Here is a 16,651-nt window from a genome sequence, read left to right on the forward strand (position 1 = left end):
CCGGAGGCCTTGGAGGCCGCGCTCGATCTGCTGAAGCACCCGATGGACCCTTACCTCACCTACGCGCTGCGCACCTCGCTCGACAGCCACACGCTGCAGCCGCTTTGGAAGGGCAACACCGCCTTCTTGGCGAAGCATCCCGAGCTCGAAAAGTTCCTCAAAGACAGCGAGCCCACCAAGCCCGCCCTCATGGCGAAAAAGAAGAAGCCCGAGCCGCCGAACCCCTTCGACGCGCAGCCCGGCCTGCAAACCATCACCATCAAGACCATCCCCGAGCGCCTGCTCTACGACCTGCGCGAATTCAAAGTCGCTCCCGGAGCCCCCGTGAAGCTCGTCTTCGAAAATCCCGACGTCACCCCGCACAATCTCCTCATCGTCCAGCCCGGCGCAGCGGACGAAGTCGGCCTCGCCGGCAACGAAATGGCCAAAACGCCCGACGGCTTCGCCAAAGGCTTCATCCCCGACTCCCCGAAGATCCTGCACAAGACCAAGATGCTCAACCAAGGCGACCGCGAGGTGCTGCGCTTCACCGCGCCGACCGCGAAAGGCCGCTATCCGTATATCTGCACGTTCCCGGGGCACTGGCTGGTGATGAAAGGGGAGATGATCGTGGAATGACGAAATCCGAAACCAGAACGACGAATGAAGGCCGAATGACCGAATTTCTTGTCAGTTCGGACTTCGTCATTGCGATCCAAAACGGCTCATGGCCCCATCATCACGACCGGTCCGGCCTTCTTCTCCACGCCGCCCTTGGCCTCCACGCTGATCGCGAATTTTGCGGCGCTGCTCACGGAGGCGACGGGTTTGAAGGAGGTTTTGGCCGAGCCCTTGTCATCCACCTTCACCACGCCGGCGCTGACGGGCTCAGGGCTTTTCGGATCAACGACCCAGAGCTGGTAGTCCTTCCCGGCCTCCACCTTCGGCATTTTGTCCAGCATCAGAGCACCCTGGCTGCGGCGGGCATCCCAGACCACGATCATCTCGGCACGGCGGTATTCCCAGACCTCACTTTGCAAGGTGGCGATCTGGAGCTGTGACTGAGCGTCCTGCTTTTTCATCTCCTCCGCCTCGGCGACGAGTTGGGCGATCCTGGCCTGCGCCTCCGTCTCGCGTTTGCGCAGCGTGTCGATCTCCGTGGTCAGCGCGGCCTGCTTTTTCTCAAAATCATCGCGCATGTTCTTGAGCGTCTGCTCCAGGGTTTGCACCTGTCCCTTGTTCGTGTCGGCGGCCGGCAGCACCTTGGCGATCATGTCCGAGGCGTTGGCGAGCTCGCGCTCCAGCTTGCCGCGTTCATTCCACAGCCAGACCGAGGCGACGGCCAGCGCCGCCGCCAGACCCCAGCCGAGGGCGCCGGTCATCACGCCGGGCGAGACCGATGAGAACCTGCCGCTGCGGGCGCGGATTTTCGCGCGAATCCGGCGTTTCATGTCCGCAGGCGGCTGCACATGCGCCACCAGACGCCCGAGTTCTGCGGCCGTGGCCTCCAGTTCGGCTGTAAAGGCGCGCAGATCCTTGTCCGTCACGCACGAGCCGTGGAGGACGCGTTTTTCATCGCTCTCTAGCATGCCGAGCGCGTTCAGCGCGGCCAGTTCTTCAGAGCGTTCGTCCATCGGAGCCTCCTTTCAGCAGTTCGCGCAGGCGCAGCAGCCCGCGGCGGATGTTGGTCTTCACGGTGCCGAGCGGAAGTCCGAGCGACTCCGAGATCACGTGGTGGGTCAGGCCTTTCAAAAACGCGCATTCGATCAACTGGCGTTGATCCTTCGGCAGCTCGTCCAGTGCGGAGCGCACCACGCCACGGCGCTCGTCGGCCATCACGCCCTCGTCGGCGGAGGGCGGCTGCGCGGACAGCGCCGCCTGCTCCAGCGCGGCGCTTTCCACCAGACGGGTGCGGCGGCCCAGCGCGCGCATGCGGTCGATGGCCTTGTGGCGGAACAGCATCACCGCCCAGGTGAAGGCACGGCCGCGCTCGGGATCGAAGCCACCCGCGCTTTCCCACAGATGCACAAAGCTGTCCTGCATCACCTCCTCCGCTTCCCGCTCATCGTGCAGCATCTGCCGCAGCAGGCCGTACAGCCTCGGGGCCAGCGCGTCGTAGAGCTGGTCGAAGGCGCGCGTGTCCTTGCGTGCCACACGCAGGAGCAGGTCTTCTTCGCTGAGTTCGGTTTGGGGCATGGGGATTGGCGCGCATCGCGCCGCAGGGCCGATGAGAGGCGGATTCCATGCCAGAGCCAGCGCGATCACACAAGTTTTTGCGTCGCCAAACACGCCCTGGATTCAAAAAAATCATCTAATCTCCGCCAGCCGTCCGTTGCGCAGAAAAAGCAGCGCGCACTCGATGTTTTCCGGCTTCAGGCCTGTCAGTCGCGCCAGCGCCTTCCGATAAAGAGCGATCTGCGGCCGGTAACCCGCGATTTTTTCCTCCAGCGCCGCCTCATCGGCCACCTCGTCCGTTTTGAAGTCAATCAGCCTCACCGCGTCCGGCAGCACCACCACACGGTCAAACACGCCGCTGATCCAGTTCCCCTCATGAATCAGGTCAAACGGCCGCTCCCGCCACGCCACGGCGTCCGGCCCGGGTTTTGCAAACGCGAACGCCGCCGCTTCCGAGCGCAAAACCTCGCGCACCATCGAAACGGCGGTCGCCTCGATCGCCTCGCCGCGCAGCAGCCCCGCCGCCTTCCAGCGTGATTCGAGCGCCGCGAAATCCGACCGCGTGTCCCACCACTCGACGTGTGCCAGCAGCTCGTGGACGAGGCTTCCCAGCCTGCGACCCGGCTCGCGGCCCTCGCTGAACAAAACCTTGCCCTTCATGCGGAATTCCTCCTCGCCTGAAGGCGTCACACGCTTCGCCAGCGGCTGGAACTCCCGCAGCAGCTCACCCAGCGGACGCGAGACAATCTTGATACCCGGCTGGTTTGGTTCTTCGCGAATTGAGTCCGCAAACCACGCCGGATCACCCGTCTGCCACTCGATGGAGTAGGACGGACATTCCTGTCCGGCATCCGACGCGCCCAAAGTCCTCCGCAAAAACTGCGCCTCCTTCATCGCCGCGTCCTCCTTCTTAGGCGGTGGCTGCGCGATCAGATACAGGCCGCGTTTCACCCGCGTCATCGCCACATACAACCGGCAGAGCGACTCAAAACCCGCCTGCTGCCGCGACAGCTCCAGTTCCGCGCTCAAACCTTCATGCAGTGGTGTGAATTCACTCCGCGGCGCCTGCAGCACCCACGAAATCCGCCCCGCTTCGCGGTTTACGATCAGCGAGCGACGCCGCACCTCGTTCATCGTCGTGCCATTCAGGTCCGGCAGGATCACCACGTCGAACTCCAGGCCCTTCGACTTGTGAATCGTCATCACCTGCACCGCGTTTGAAGCACCCCGCACCTTCATCGGCGTCTCGCGCGCATGCTTGATGAAGGCGTCGATGTCCCGCGAGCCGCCCGCGTCGAACTCGGCGGCGATCTCGCCGAACTGGCGCAGCCGCAGCTCGTGAAACGCGTCCATCTCCGGCAGCAAGGCGCGCAGATGCCGCGTCCAGACCTCTGTGAAGCCTACGAAGCCGTGCTCAAACACCTCATTGCGCACCTGACTCGCGGTCAGTGGCCACTTTTGTTCACCAGACTCGATCTGCGGCCACAGCGGCGTCATTTTCAGATGCTCCAGCGCCAGCGTGTCTCCCGGATGCGCGGCTAGTTGCAGCAGGGAGAGCAGGGAAAGAGTCACCGCGTTGTCCGTGGCCGGATGCTGCTGGGATTCGCACACGATCTCCATGCCCGTCTCCGCGCGCAGCTCCTCGGCGATCTCGTTCGCGTCCTTGTTCCCGCGCACCAGCACCGCGCACGACAAACCGCGCTCCAGCGGGCGGATTTCCCTTAACAACGCGACGATTGCGGGCGTGGTCGATGGGTTGCGCACGCCTTCCTCATGCGGAACACCGAGCAGCGCCGCGTAGCCCGAAAGATGCTCATTGCGCTCCGCCGCCTGATGTTTTTCAAAAGCGAAACCGTTCGTGCAGCCGGGCAGCAGCGCTTCGATCGCGCCCTTGTCCGCGAACACCGCGTTCACCATGTCCAGAACGGCCGGAGCGCTGCGGAAGGACTGGCTGAGCGTGTCCATGTGCAGGCCTTCCGCATCATGACGGGGCCAGTTTTTCTGAACTTCGTCGAACAACCCCGGCTCCGCCTGCCGCCACAGGTAGATCGACTGCTTCGGATCACCGACGGCATAAAAACTGCGTCTGCCGGAGTCGTCCTGCATCACCTCGTCCACGAGTCCGCGCACGACGTTCCACTGCACGCGGCTGGTGTCCTGAAATTCGTCGAAGAGCCAGTGGTCGTGGCGCCCGTCGAGCCGGAACCACAAATCGCCGCTCTCATTGTCGATCCACTCCGCGCTGCTGTCCGTCGCCTCGGCGAGCAGACGCTGAACATCGGCAAAGGAAAGCCTTCCGCGCGAGCGCACACGCCGCGCATACTCGGATTCATAAAGTTCCATCAGCGCTGCCATCCCGCGCGTGCGCTGCGCGCGGCAGCGAAGCTCGCGATTCAGCAGCGCGGCGGCCACGCGGACCCAGGTACGGGCCGTTTCGCCGCAGAGTTCGGTTTTTTTGCCGCGTCCCCAGGCGATCTCGGCTTTGCCAGCATGCAGTTCCTGCCAGACCGCTGCCGTCTTCTCCAAAAAATACACCACACGTTTTGGCGGCGACGTTCCCGCCTCCCATCCCGCCGCCTGGATCAGCAATTCCTCAAAAAAGCGGGCACCTTCATCCGTGCGCGGCACAAAACGATCCCTCAAATCATCCAACGCGGAGGCGAGATCGTCCTCCTTCGCGAGATCAACGCCGGGAAGCATGCCCCAGGACGAGACGCCATCGCCGTCGAGCCAGGTGGTGTGGTGTTCCTTGATCCAAGTCTCGAGGCTGCTCACCGCACTGCGTTCCTCGACGCCGAAGGTGGCCTGCTTGAAGCCTTCCAACAGGGCACGTGCGGCGGCTTCATCCCGCGAGGCGTGGATGCGCTCCAGCAGCGCGTCGAGCGCCTCATGGCGCGCCTGCGCGGTCTCATCCTCGGCCATGACCTTCGCGCCAAGCGGCAGGCCGAGCTCTAGCGGGAAGCAGGCGGCGATGTTGGCGAAAAAACTGTCCATCGTGCCCAGCCGAAGCCGGTGCAGCCGCCTTGTGACCTGCCGCAGCAACGTGGCGAACTCCGGCCACGACGCGGGCAGCGGAGCCATGCCTCCAAAATAGTTTTCCGGCTTCTCGCCGTGCTGCGAGAGCACGGAAAGCCGCTGCAGGATGCGCTGGAAGAATTCGCCTGCCGCCTTGCGCGTGAAGGTCATGGCCGCGATGCCCTCCGGCTTCTGCCCGAGCGCGAGCAGATGCAGATGCCGCCGCACCAACTGGTATGTTTTGCCCGAACCGGCGGAGGCGGAGACGAGGATGTGGCGGAGGCGGTTCACGCGTGGGCGTGATGCAAGCGCACGCGGCGCGGCGTGTCCAGCGCGGTCATTTCTCCACCCTGCGGCGCATCCAGGGTAGCGCTAGGACGACGGCGATGATGATGCCAGCGCCAACATAGAAGCCCCCGCTCATGAACTCGGCTCTGCCAAACACGAGCGCGGCGAGGAGGATGCCGTAAACGGGCTCCATGTTGTATATGACATTCACGGTGAAGACACTGACGCGGCGAAGCACGTCCATGAAGCCCGCGTAAGCCGCGACGGTGCAGATCATAGCGAGAACGAGGAGCCAAAACGCCGAGGAAGCGTCCGGCAACGCGGGCAGGAGGCCTTTTTCGAGAAAGGGACGCGATATCAGCGCGGCGAGGCATGCGCCCGACATTTGAAAAAAGCCGATGACGCTCCAGTGGGTGTCCTTGGCGACCTGCTGCTTGCTGAATGTGGCGAAAAATGCCGCAAATACGGCGGCGGCGATGGCGACTGAGAATCCGAGCCAGTAGCGGAACTCAACCTCGTAGATGAGCCACACCGCTCCGACCATGATGACACCGACCAGCAGCTCTGACGGCCGCCAGCGCCGAGAGCCGTCGATCAGCGGCTCGATGATGGAGCACCAGAGCATCGACGTGGGCATGGCGGCGAGGCAGACCGAAGCGGTGGCGAGCCGCGCGGACCAGAAGAACAAAATCCAGTGCATGCCGAGGATGGCGCCAACGCCGACCATCCCGAGCATGCGCGTTCGCGGGATGCGCAAACTTCGCCGCGAGAAGCGGGCGAGCAACGCAAAACCAAGCGCCGCCAGCGCTGTGCGTCCCACGACGAGATCCACCGGGGCGAGGATGATGAGCTTCCCCAAAATCGCGGTTAAACCCCACGCCAGCACGACAAGGTGAAGCTGGAGATAATCACGGGTGAGGATGCGGGGCATGCGAGGGGTGGGGTGATTCTCTTTTTACCCTGCAGACCCTAAACTCCCAGTGGTTTCCGAAGAAGGTTTGCTTGCTCACGCAATTTTATGAGGCGCGGAATGCTCTCAACTATGCGAAAGCAGGCAGGAATTCGGGAAGAACTTACACCTTGACGCGAAGCCCTCAGGAAGCAGTAATGCGGCTTCCGGTGCCCACAGGCTGTGACCGTCGATTTTGACGGCTGCCCCTTTTCCCAAGTCCCTACTCTAACTCATGAATCAAGGCCTTTTCTCCAAGTCGTGTCTCGCTCTTTTCGTCACGACAGCCCTCAGCCTGATGATTGCCGCTCCTTGTCGTGTTCAGGCCCAGAGCGTCATCCCGGTGGCACCGGACATGAAGAGAATCGTCAAGGATGTGCAGATCATCCTCAAGGGCGGTGTGAAGTTGGATGAAAACCGGGTGCGCAGCCAGCTTTCGACGCGTGTGGGACAGCCATTCACAGACGAGGCCGTGGAGCGCGACATCCGCGCCCTCTACAGCACCGGTGCCGTGGAAAATCTCGACATCCGCGCTGTGGACGTGGCCGGCGGGGTGAAGGTCATCGTCGAGATCACGGGTCGAGGCGGTATTGGTGACATCGCCTTCCTGGGCAACACCGTTTTTGACAGCAAGGATCTGATCAAAAAGAGCGAGATCAACATCGGCGATCCTGTGGACGATGGAAAACTCACCGCCGGACAACAGAAGATCGTCGAGGCATATGAGAAGAAGGGTTACTCCGATGTGATCGTGAGCTATGAGATCGCCCAGTCCGCACGCGAGGGTTTCTCCAGCGTGGTGTATAAAATCGACGAAGGAGCCCGCGGCATCATCCATGACATCCGTTTCGAGGGCAACACCGCCATCAGCGCCCGCAAGCTGCGCGCCAAGCTCAAATCCAAAGAGCATCACTTCTGGAATCTTTGGGGCAAAAAAGGCAAGCTGAACAACCAGGACCTTCAGGAAGACATCAAAATCATCGAGCAGTCATTCCAGGACGAGGGCTATGTGTATGCCAAGGTCACGGAAGTGCGTCGCGAGCCAGTGTCCGCGAAGGAAATCGACATTGTTTATGTGATAAGCGAGGGGGCGCGTTATGATGTGTCGGGCGTGACCCTTTCAGGCAATACCATCTATTCGCAGGACGAACTGATGAAGGGTATCCGACAGGAGGCGGGCTTTCCTTATAAGGGCAGTTTTGTGAAAGCCGACGAGAAGATGATCCAGGATTATTATGGATCGCGTGGTTATGCGGACGCACGCGTCGAAACCAGCATTCTCGAAAGCGCCCCCGGGCAGGTTGCGGTGGCTTACAGCATCACCGAGGGTGCCAAATCCTACATCAGCAAGGTCAACATCTCGGGCAACTCCGTCACGAAGGACGAGGTCATCCGCCGGGAACTGCCCTTCGCGCCCGGTGAGGAATTGAATACGGTGAAGATTGAAGCCGGCAAAAACCGCCTGCAAAACCTGAATTACTTCAGCGCCGTCGATGTGCGCAACACGCCTTCCCTCAACGAAGGATATAAGGATGTGGACATCAACGTTGTCGAGCAGAGCACTGGCACGGTGAACTTCGGTGCCGGCCTCAGCTCGATCGACAGCCTGACCGCGTTCATTGCCGTCACGCAGACCAACTTCGACATCTCTGACTGGAAGGACTTCCGTGGCGGCGGCCAGCGTTTCAATGCCAACATCCGCGCTGGTGCCTTGCGTCGTGACGCGAGCGTGAGTTGGACCGAGCCGTGGTTCATGGGGCGTCCGCTGGCCCTGACCGTCGATCTGTTCTACCGGAACTTGTTTTTCATCTCGAACAGGTTTGACCAGACCGAGGCGGGGGCTGCGGTCAGCTTGCGCAAGCAGACCGGAGAGCATTCGTTCATCGACGGAGGCATCACGTTGCAGCAGGTGCAGATCGATAACATCGACCCGGCCGCAACTGCCCTCATCAGGCAGGAGGCGGGTTCCTATATGCAGAGCAAGCTCAATGTATCCTGGTCACATGTGACGATAGACAATATTTTCCTGCCCCGCACGGGTCACAGATTCGAGGCCGGGGTCTTTGCCTCCGCGCTGGATGTGGAGGCATATGGAGCATCCGTGACCGGGCAGCAGTTCTTTAACTTGGTCGGAGATACAATCTTGAGTTTCGAGGGAAGTTTCAGAGCAGCTCAGAATTGGGGCGGCACACGGCTGCCAATCTTCGAGCGACTTTTTCTGGGCGGTGCGAACAACATGCGCGGCTTTGATTTCCGTGAGGCCGGCCCCAAGGACAACACAGGCGAGCCCCTCGGTGGAACCACTGCCATCTTCCTCTCCGCTGAGTATACGGTGCCGGTAAACATCATGGGGGCTTCGGCTGACAAGGCACCACGGGTGGCATTCTTCGGCGATGTCAGCAGCATCAGCGGAGCCACGGGTGCCTTTGTGGGCAATGGCGATATTTATTCCGATATCGGCATCGGCCTGCGTCTGTTCCTGCCCATCGGTCCTATCCGCGTGGATTATGCTATTCCAGTGGACACAGATCAGTTTTCTGATTCTGGCCGGTTCCAGTTCAACATGGGCTACAGGTTTTAATCCCATTGTGTCGGACATTTTGTTTGTCCGCCGGATCAATCCCATTCAAACTCCAATTCCATTATGATTCGTACAGCGTTCACCGCAATCTTCCTAACCACGGCATCCATTCTGGCCGCCGACCTCAAAATTGGCGTCATTGACATGTCCAAGGTCTTCCAAGAGTTTCACAAGACCAAGACTGCGGCCGAGAAGTACAAAGGAAACTACGAGAAGGCCGCCCAGGAGATGCAGGAGCGCCAGACAGTTTACAAAAACCTCGCCAACGAAGCGGCCAAGCTTCAAAAAACGGCCCAAGACCCCATCATCACACCAGAACAACGCAACAAATATGCCGCTGAACTTGGTGAGAAGGTGAAGGAAATTCGCTCGATGGAAATGGAGATGCAGGAGTTTGCCGAGCGCCGGCAGACCCAGTTGAAGCAGGAGGACATGCAGATCCGCAAGGGGCTCTATGAGGAGATTCTCGTTGTCGTGCGTGACAAATCCAAGGCCGAGGGCTTCGACCTCGTCTTTGACAAGACCGGCGTCAGCCTCTCCACCATCCCGGTTATTTTGCACGTCAAAGAAGGCGCGGCCACCGACCTTACCGACCAGCTTATTGTCGAATTGAACAAGAACGCCCCGCCTCCCGGCGCCGAACCGAAAAAGCAGGAGGCTGCCACGCCCAAGGCTGAGGAAGCGAAGAAATAAGCCGGCGCAGTTCTTTCCAAGGCACGTCGTGCGTGATTGCGGCGTGCCTTTTTGCTTTTTCAGCGCCATTTTCCAACAATCATGAGCAATTCGATCAATCTGCAAAAACTGGCCGAACTCGTCGGTGGCAAACTTGCCGCCGGATCTGCTGAAAGGCTCATCACCGGCCTGAATTCCATCACCGATGCCGTCGAGGGAGAGGTCACGTTCCTTGGCAACGTGCGCTACCTCCCGGCGCTCAAAACCACCCGTGCTACCGCAGCGCTCGTCCCCGACGATCAGGACATTTCGGAAGCGCCGCCAGATCTCGCGTTAATCCGTGTCAAAAACCCGACGCTTGCCTTCTCCAGCGTCATCCGCTTCTTCGGCCCGCCTTCCGTCGCTTTCGTGCCCGGCGTTCATGAGACCGCGGTGGTTGCCAATGATGTGTTGTTTGATCCGCAAAGGGTGAGCATCGGCCCGAATGCCGTCATTGAAAGCGGCGTGGTTATCGGCGCTGGCTGTGCCATTCACGCGGGTGCGTTCATTGGTCGGGGAGTCAAACTCGGCACGGACTGTGTCATTCACGCGAACGCGGTCATCAAAGACCGCTGTGTTCTCGGCAACCGAGTCGTTCTGCACAGCGGCTCGGTCATCGGCTCGGACGGTTTTGGTTACGAACTCGTCAAAGGCCGCCACCAGAAGATCGACCAGGTTGGCATTGTTCAGATCGACGACGACGTTGAAATCGGCTCCTGTACCACCATCGACCGCGCCCGATTTGGCCGCACATGGATCGGGGAAGGCAGCAAGATCGACAACCTCGTCCAGATCGGCCACAATTGCGTGATTGGAAAGCACTGCATCATCGTCTCGCAGACCGGCATCTCCGGCAGCACCCGCCTAGGCAACTACGTCACCATGGGGGGGCAGGTCGGTGTCGCCGGTCACCTTGAGATCGGTGACCAGGTCATGTTCCTGGCCAAATCCGGCGTCACCAAAAACGTGCTGCAGCCCGGTGCTTACACTGGCTACCCGGCCCGTCCGCTCATGGAAGGACGCAAAATGCTCAGCCTGCCCGCCCGCATCCCAGAATTGATCGAACGCGTCCGTGAGCTGGAGAAAAAGCTCGCCGCGCTCGAAGGCGGGGCCACGAAGGAGTGATCGGGAAGGTTCTGCAGGCGTATTGCAGGGTGGACGTTGCCAAAAACGGCATCCGTTCTACTTTCGCCACCCCATGACCGCCGCCTCGATCCTTCCGCTTCCTGTGATGCCAGACACCCACGGCCACTTCGGTCCGTACGGCGGCATGTTTGTGCCTGAAACGCTCATGGCGGCCCTCACCGAGCTTTCAGACCATTACGAGAAGGCCAAGGCCGATCCTGCGTTCCAGAAGGAGCTCGACCGCCTGCTCCACGAATACGTCGGGCGGCCCACGCCGCTCTACCTTGCCGAACGCTGGACCGAAAAACTCGGCGGCGCGAAAATTTATCTCAAGCGCGAGGACCTGCTGCATACGGGGGCGCACAAGATCAACAATGCCCTCGGCCAGATCCTGCTCGCTCAGCGTCTTGGCAAAAAACGCATCATTGCCGAAACCGGCGCCGGTCAGCACGGTGTCGCCACCGCCACGGTTTGCGCGCGCTTCGGCTTCGATTGCACGATTTACATGGGCAAGGTCGATATGGAGCGCCAGGCGCTCAATGTCGCCCGCATGCGCTTCCTCGGGGCCAAAGTCGTCGCCGTCACCGCTGGACAGGCCACGCTTAAAGAGGCCGTCAACGAGGCCATGCGCGACTGGGTCACGAATGTGCGCACCACGCATTATATCCTGGGCTCCGCGCTCGGATCGCATCCGTTCCCGATGATGGTGCGCGATTTTCACCGTGTCATCGGCGTTGAGGCGCGCCGGCAGATTTTGGAACGCGAAGGTCGCCTGCCTGATCTGCTCGTTGCCTGTGTCGGTGGCGGCAGCAACTCCATCGGTCTTTTCCATCCCTTCCTCAACGACAAGGACGTGCGCATGACCGGCGTCGAAGCGGGTGGCGAAGGCATCCAGCCCGAAAAACATGCCGCGCGTTTCCAAGGCGGCCGCCTCGGCGTGTTGCAAGGCACCAAGACATGGTTGCTCGCCAACGCTGACGGCCAGATCGAGCTCACGCACAGCGTCAGCGCCGGCCTCGATTACGCTGCCATCGGTCCCGAGCATGCCTGGCTGCACGACCAGGGCCGCGTGACATACAACTATGCCACGGACGACGAGGCACTCGCCGGCTTCCGCGAGCTCAGCGAGGTCGAGGGCATCATCCCCGCCCTCGAGAGCAGCCATGCCATCGCCGAAGTGCGCAAAGTCGCCCCCACGATGCGCAAAGACCAGATCATCCTCGTCAACCTGAGCGGTCGTGGCGACAAAGACGTGGCCCAGGCGGCACGCATGATCTTTGGCGAGGAATTGAAGTTCTGATCGCTTCAAAGTGTGGTTATGAGCATGATCATCCCATCATCTTCCGATCTGCCTCAGCCGCAAAACGCCATCCAGGAGGACATGGCAAAGCTCAAATCCCTCCTCCACGACTCCCTTTCACCGCATCTGCCTGCGGTGCAGAAGGACATGCGCATCCTGAATCTCGCCTGCGGACGCTGCGACGAGGCCGAGACGCTGATCCAGGTCGGTTCTGACCTCACGAAAGGCGGACCGGTCGAAATGGTCGGCGCTGACATCCGCATCCGCGAGATCCGGCAGGCACGCGAGACGCATCGCCATCTGCCCGCGCAGTTTTTGATTGAAGACGCCACCAAGATCGATCAGCACAAGGAACTGGGCGACGATTTCAACATGGTCTTCCTCCGCCATCAGAACTTCTGGCACGGGCAGGAGCTGTGGAAGAAAATTTTCGACCAGGGCATCGCCAAGCTCCGACCTGACGGCATGCTCGTCATCACCAGCTACTTCGATGTCGAGCACCAGCTGGCCCTGCGGGCGCTGGAGGCGCTTGGCATGGAGGTCGTGAGCAACAAGCGCAACAAGGCCAGTCGCGCCCTCAAGGATGCTTCGGGCAAGTCCGTGGACCGCTGGGTGGCCGTCCTGCGGCGGCGGCAGGGGTAGGGGGCCGCCAAGGCCATTGCCAAAGAGGACCGGAGGCGGTAATATCGCACCCCCTCCCGCAAACCCCATGAATCGTTTCCTTCAAGTCCTCACGTTCGTTGTGGCTTTCCTTCCGGCCGTCTCCGCAACACGTGCCCAGACCATCGACCCCAGCAGCGAGGTGGCGGACCAGTACTTCCGTGGTTTTGTACTCAACAACGAGGCCGCCAAGCTCGAGGCTGCGGGCGACTTCTCACTCGCGCAGACTAAATTCAAGCAGGCTGGCGAGATCATGGACAGCATCGCGCGCAACTACCCGGCGTGGCAGCCGGAGATGCGCGCCGCACGCCAGCAGAAGATTCAGGATTCCCTCACCCGCATTCAGACGCGGCTTGCTCAGCAGGTGGCCCCGCAGCCGGCGATGTCTCCGACACCCCAGGTTTTAACCCCTGTCTCGCCAGGCAATGTGCCCGTGGCGGCTGGAGCCGCAGGAATTCCGGCCCCCGGCATGCTGGCGCAGACCGCGCCTGCTGTTGCTCCTTCTTCCTCAGGCGGATTGCCGAGCCTGAGCGACATGCTCGGCCAGTGGGAGGCGATGTACAAGAAGCGCGTGCTCGAACTCGAGACGCAGAACAACCAGATGCAGCTCGACCTTGGCAAATGGCAGCAGTGGTACCAATGGGCTTCCGGCGAGATCACCACCGCTCGCGCGCAAAGTGAAGCGCTTGGCAAAAAGTCCGCCGCCTTGGAGCAAAACGTCCTGCAGATGGCCAGGGATGTGGAAGCGGGCCGTGCCGCCCAGGCCCAGCTCGACAAGCTCATGGAGGAGAAAATGGCCGTGGATCTCGAAGTTCGCAAAACCGGCCAGCGCCTCATGGCCGCGGAGTCCGCCGCGAAGGACGCGTTTGAAAAGCTCGCCGCTGCCTCGGCGAAAATCAATGTCATCGAGCAGGAGCGCGACAAAATCCTCAAGGAACGAGATGACGCTGTCAAACAGCGTGATACCGCGATCAAGGACAAGGAGGTGGCCGTCAAGGAGCGCGACGCCGCCAGCGCCCGCAGCCTCGGTTTGCAGGCGGAGCTCGACGAGGCGAAGAAAAAGGCCGGCAGCGCCGAGATGAAGCGCCTCATCGCCGAAAACGAGCGTTTGAAGAAAGCTTTGACCGATGCGGAGAAGCAGGTGGCCACGCTGAAGTCTGATGCGACGCGCAAGGACAAGGAGATCGCCGACCTGCGGGGACAGCTCACCGGTTTGCAGACGCAGCTTGCCGAATTGCGCAAGGAAAGCGGCGCTTACCAGACCCAGGTGGCCGAGCTGACGAAGCAGCTCAAAGAGCTTCAGTCCGGCATGGACGGGAAGATGGCCGCCACTCCCGAATTGACGCAGGAAAACGAGATGCTCCGCGCCATCATCATGCGTCAGCTCCGCGCCCAGCATCGCCAGCAGGCGGCGAAGGATCTCATGATCGCCGAACTGCAAAAGATGGAGAACGCCTCCGGCGAGCTTGTGAAGCAGGTCGAGGAAATGAAGAACGCGCGCATGATCCTGACGCCGGACGAGGAGAAGCTCTTCTCTGATCCGGTGGTGCGTGAATTGCTCGGCCCGAAAGGCGTGCAGGCCACCCTCATCGCCAACGCCTCGGCGGACAGCGACAAGAAAGCCGCTCCGCCCGCGCCCACTTCCGTCGAAAAAATCATCAACCAGGCCAACGAAGCCTACATGAGCAAGGATTTCGAAGGCTCGGCAAAGCTTTACCAGGACGCGTTGCGCGCGGAGCCCAAGAATGTCACCGCGCTCATCGGTCTCGGCATGGCGCGCCAGCGTGACAACAAGCATGATGAGGCCGAGGTCTCGCTGCAAAAAGCGCTCGCTTACGACCCGGCGAACGAGCCCGCGGCGTTCGCGCTCGGCGTCACCTACTTCAAACAAGAGCGCTGGAAGGATGCGATGACGTATTTCGAGAAAAGTCTCGCCAAGCGTCCGGACAACGCCAGCGGACGCCACTATCTCGGTATCATCGCCACGAAATTGAGCCTGCTGGAGCGCGCTGAACGCGAGTTCAAGACCGCGCTGGCGATCGATCCCGCCTACGGCGAGGCGCATTTCAACCTGGCCGTGCTTTACATCACCTGGGATCCACCGCAGTGGGACAAGGCCCGTGCCGAATACAGCGAGGCCGTCAAAAAGGGCGTGAAGCCCGACTCGAATCTCGAAAAGCTGCTCGAAGGCGGCAAAGTATCCCAGCGATGAGTGGCATGACGAACTTTGCCGTTCGTCATTCTCTCTGAGTCACCAGAAATTCCTTTTCGACCATCAGGGCCGGATTTCCTCGCCCGTGGCGGCGTTCGCTAGGGTGATCTGCTCGCGGTGGAAGGTGGGATCGCTGCGGAAGGTGAGACGGGCGTGGTATTTGCGCTCAAGATCGACAAGCAGCTCTCCATCCTCGGTCTTGAGGCGGTTCATGACCTCCGGGTGGACGATGACAAGGAGCTGGCGCTGGTCCTCCTTCGCACGCCCGAGGACGCTGACGAGGCGGCGCTGCAGCTCGACGCTCATGGTGAGCGGGGTTTTGACCTGGCCATGGCCTTTGCAGTACGGGCAGGGTTCGTAGAGCGTGGTGCCAAGGCTTTCATTCAGGCGCTGGCGGGTCATCTCCATGAGGCCGAACTGCGAGATGGGCAGCACCTGTGTCTTGGCCTTGTCGCGCTTCAAATGCTCGTTCATGGCCTTTGACACGGCCTGCTGGTCGCGGCGGTGCTTCATGTCGATGAAATCGACGACGATGAGTCCGCCCATGTTGCGCAGGCGGAGCTGGCGGGCGACTTCGGCCGCGGCTTCGAGGTTGGTTTCGAGCAGGAGCTTGTCCACGTCCTTGTGGCCCTTGTTGCGGCCGGTGTTGACGTCGATGGAGACGAGTGCCTCGGTCTGGTCGATGACGATGTAGCCGCCGCAGGGAAGCCACACCTGGCGGTAGAAGGCGTTGTCGATCTGTTTTTGGATGCCGTAGTGCTCAAAGATGGCGGTCTGGCCTTGGTAGTAGTTGATGCGGCGCTTCGCGCGGCCGGAAATGTGAGCGGCCATGCGCTGCATGCGCTCAACAGTGGCGAGATCATCGCAGGCGACTTCGTCGATGTCCTCGGTGAGGAAGTCACGCACCGTGCGCTCGACGAGATCGGGCTCCTGGAAGCAGCAGACGGGCGCGTTCTGTCCGTCGCGCTTGGCGACAATTTGGTCCCACTCGTCGAGGAGAATATTCAAATCGCGCACGATGTGGCGCGCTCGTTTGCCGGAGGCTTCCGTGCGCAGAATGATGCCCATGCCCTCGGGCAGGCTGATTTTCTCGATGATCTTGCGCAGACGGGCGCGCTCCTTCGGATCTTCGATCTTGCGGGAGATGCCGCAGGTGTCGTTGAGCGGCATCAAAACGAGCAGGCGGCCGGCGAGCGAGATGTTCGTCGTCACGCGTGGCCCTTTGTTGCCGACCGGCCCTTTGGTGACCTGAACCATGATTTCGGAGCCGACCGGATAGAGGCTGGGGATGTCCTTGGCCTCGATGCGCTTTTTCTTTTTGCTGCCGCCGCGGTTGATCTCTTCGAGGCCCGCATCCAGCGCGGCAGGAATGGCGTCCCAGAAGTGGAGGAAGGCATTTTTATCGAAGCCGATGTCGATGAACATGGCCTTGAGCCCCTGCTCGATGTTGCGGATGCGGCCTTTGAAGACGCTGCCGATGAGGCTGTTCGTGCCGACACGCTCGATGTTGTATTCCTCGACGACGCCCTTGTCGAGCAGGGCGACACGGTTCTCCAACTTCTCGCAGTTGATGACGAGGCGCACGCCGCTTTTGATGTCGCGTTTGCCGGTGAGGAGTTCTTTGATTCTTTGGACGAATGTTAATGCCATGATGGT

General features: G+C 61.0%; 12 protein-coding genes. 7 read left to right on the top strand and 5 right to left on the bottom strand.

Going from position 1 to position 16,651, the window contains the following annotated elements:
- Window positions 1-618: plastocyanin/azurin family copper-binding protein (locus tag ACILSE_RS07930; protein ID WP_395716837.1), on the top strand; the 618-nt coding region annotated here is incomplete at its 5' end.
- Window positions 619-704: 86 nt separating this feature from the next.
- Here the strand turns inward: ACILSE_RS07930 and ACILSE_RS07935 are convergent.
- From ACILSE_RS07935 to ACILSE_RS07950, 4 genes are all read right to left on the bottom strand, one after another.
- Window positions 705-1,613 (bottom strand): anti-sigma factor domain-containing protein, encoded by a 909-nt coding sequence (locus tag ACILSE_RS07935; protein ID WP_395716838.1) that lies wholly within the window; start codon window positions 1,611-1,613, stop codon window positions 705-707.
- Window positions 1,597-2,175, bottom strand: a complete 579-nt coding sequence (locus ACILSE_RS07940) for an RNA polymerase sigma factor (RefSeq protein WP_395716839.1) — start codon at window positions 2,173-2,175, stop codon at window positions 1,597-1,599. Before ACILSE_RS07940 ends, ACILSE_RS07935 begins: the two co-directional genes overlap by 17 nt.
- A 111-nt stretch (window positions 2,176-2,286) precedes the next feature.
- Window positions 2,287-5,460, bottom strand: a complete 3,174-nt coding sequence (locus ACILSE_RS07945; RefSeq protein WP_395716840.1) for a UvrD-helicase domain-containing protein — start codon at window positions 5,458-5,460, stop codon at window positions 2,287-2,289.
- A 46-nt stretch (window positions 5,461-5,506) separates the two neighbouring features.
- On the bottom strand, window positions 5,507-6,388 hold the full coding sequence (locus tag ACILSE_RS07950; protein ID WP_395716841.1) for a DMT family transporter: 882 nt from the start codon (window positions 6,386-6,388) through the stop codon (window positions 5,507-5,509).
- Between the two features lie 253 nt (window positions 6,389-6,641).
- On the opposite strand from ACILSE_RS07950, the gene bamA reads away from it, so the two are divergent.
- The 6 genes from bamA (at window position 6,642) to ACILSE_RS07980 (ending at window position 14,995) form a co-directional block, all read left to right on the top strand.
- Window positions 6,642-8,987 carry an outer membrane protein assembly factor BamA gene (gene bamA, locus ACILSE_RS07955; RefSeq protein ID WP_395716842.1) on the top strand — a complete coding sequence of 782 codons (2,346 nt, stop codon included), beginning with the start codon at window positions 6,642-6,644 and terminating at the stop codon, window positions 8,985-8,987.
- Between the two features lie 63 nt (window positions 8,988-9,050).
- Window positions 9,051-9,680, top strand: coding sequence for an OmpH family outer membrane protein (locus tag ACILSE_RS07960; RefSeq protein ID WP_395716843.1), 630 nt, complete (start codon window positions 9,051-9,053; stop codon window positions 9,678-9,680).
- Window positions 9,681-9,761: 81 nt separating this feature from the next.
- The gene (gene lpxD / locus ACILSE_RS07965; RefSeq protein WP_395716844.1) at window positions 9,762-10,823 is read left to right on the top strand and encodes a UDP-3-O-(3-hydroxymyristoyl)glucosamine N-acyltransferase; all 1,062 of its coding nucleotides are present in this window, start codon (window positions 9,762-9,764) and stop codon (window positions 10,821-10,823) included.
- A gap of 73 nt (window positions 10,824-10,896) precedes the next feature.
- Complete coding sequence (gene trpB / locus ACILSE_RS07970) at window positions 10,897-12,123, top strand: tryptophan synthase subunit beta (RefSeq protein ID WP_395716845.1); 1,227 nt, start codon at window positions 10,897-10,899, stop codon at window positions 12,121-12,123.
- An 18-nt stretch (window positions 12,124-12,141) separates the two neighbouring features.
- Entirely contained in the window at window positions 12,142-12,765 is a 624-nt protein-coding gene (locus ACILSE_RS07975; RefSeq protein ID WP_395716846.1) for a methyltransferase domain-containing protein, read from the top strand.
- A gap of 67 nt (window positions 12,766-12,832) precedes the next feature.
- Window positions 12,833-14,995, top strand: a complete 2,163-nt coding sequence (locus ACILSE_RS07980) for a tetratricopeptide repeat protein (protein ID WP_395716847.1) — start codon at window positions 12,833-12,835, stop codon at window positions 14,993-14,995.
- A 63-nt stretch (window positions 14,996-15,058) separates the two neighbouring features.
- Here the strand turns inward: ACILSE_RS07980 and ACILSE_RS07985 are convergent, their stop codons facing one another.
- Window positions 15,059-16,645, bottom strand: a complete 1,587-nt coding sequence (locus ACILSE_RS07985) for a ribonuclease E/G (protein ID WP_395716848.1) — start codon at window positions 16,643-16,645, stop codon at window positions 15,059-15,061.
- Between the last annotated feature and the right edge of the window lie 6 nt (window positions 16,646-16,651).

The organism is Prosthecobacter sp. (assembly GCF_044236155.1).
Taxonomy (GTDB): Bacteria; Verrucomicrobiota; Verrucomicrobiia; order Verrucomicrobiales; family Verrucomicrobiaceae; genus Prosthecobacter.

Bases quoted from the DNA above. Each gene is read 5' to 3' on its own strand.
- bamA (WP_395716842.1), top strand. From the start codon at position 6,642: ATGAATCAAGGCCTTTTCTCCAAGTCGTGTCTCGCTCTTTTCGTCACG.
- ACILSE_RS07935 (WP_395716838.1), bottom strand. From the start codon at position 1,613: ATGGACGAACGCTCTGAAGAACTGGCCGCGCTGAACGCGCTCGGCATG.
- ACILSE_RS07940 (WP_395716839.1), bottom strand. From the start codon at position 2,175: ATGCCCCAAACCGAACTCAGCGAAGAAGACCTGCTCCTGCGTGTGGCA.
- trpB (WP_395716845.1), top strand. From the start codon at position 10,897: ATGACCGCCGCCTCGATCCTTCCGCTTCCTGTGATGCCAGACACCCAC.
- ACILSE_RS07980 (WP_395716847.1), top strand. From the start codon at position 12,833: ATGAATCGTTTCCTTCAAGTCCTCACGTTCGTTGTGGCTTTCCTTCCG.
- ACILSE_RS07950 (WP_395716841.1), bottom strand. From the start codon at position 6,388: ATGCCCCGCATCCTCACCCGTGATTATCTCCAGCTTCACCTTGTCGTG.
- ACILSE_RS07960 (WP_395716843.1), top strand. From the start codon at position 9,051: ATGATTCGTACAGCGTTCACCGCAATCTTCCTAACCACGGCATCCATT.
- lpxD (WP_395716844.1), top strand. From the start codon at position 9,762: ATGAGCAATTCGATCAATCTGCAAAAACTGGCCGAACTCGTCGGTGGC.
- ACILSE_RS07985 (WP_395716848.1), bottom strand. From the start codon at position 16,645: ATGGCATTAACATTCGTCCAAAGAATCAAAGAACTCCTCACCGGCAAA.
- ACILSE_RS07975 (WP_395716846.1), top strand. From the start codon at position 12,142: ATGAGCATGATCATCCCATCATCTTCCGATCTGCCTCAGCCGCAAAAC.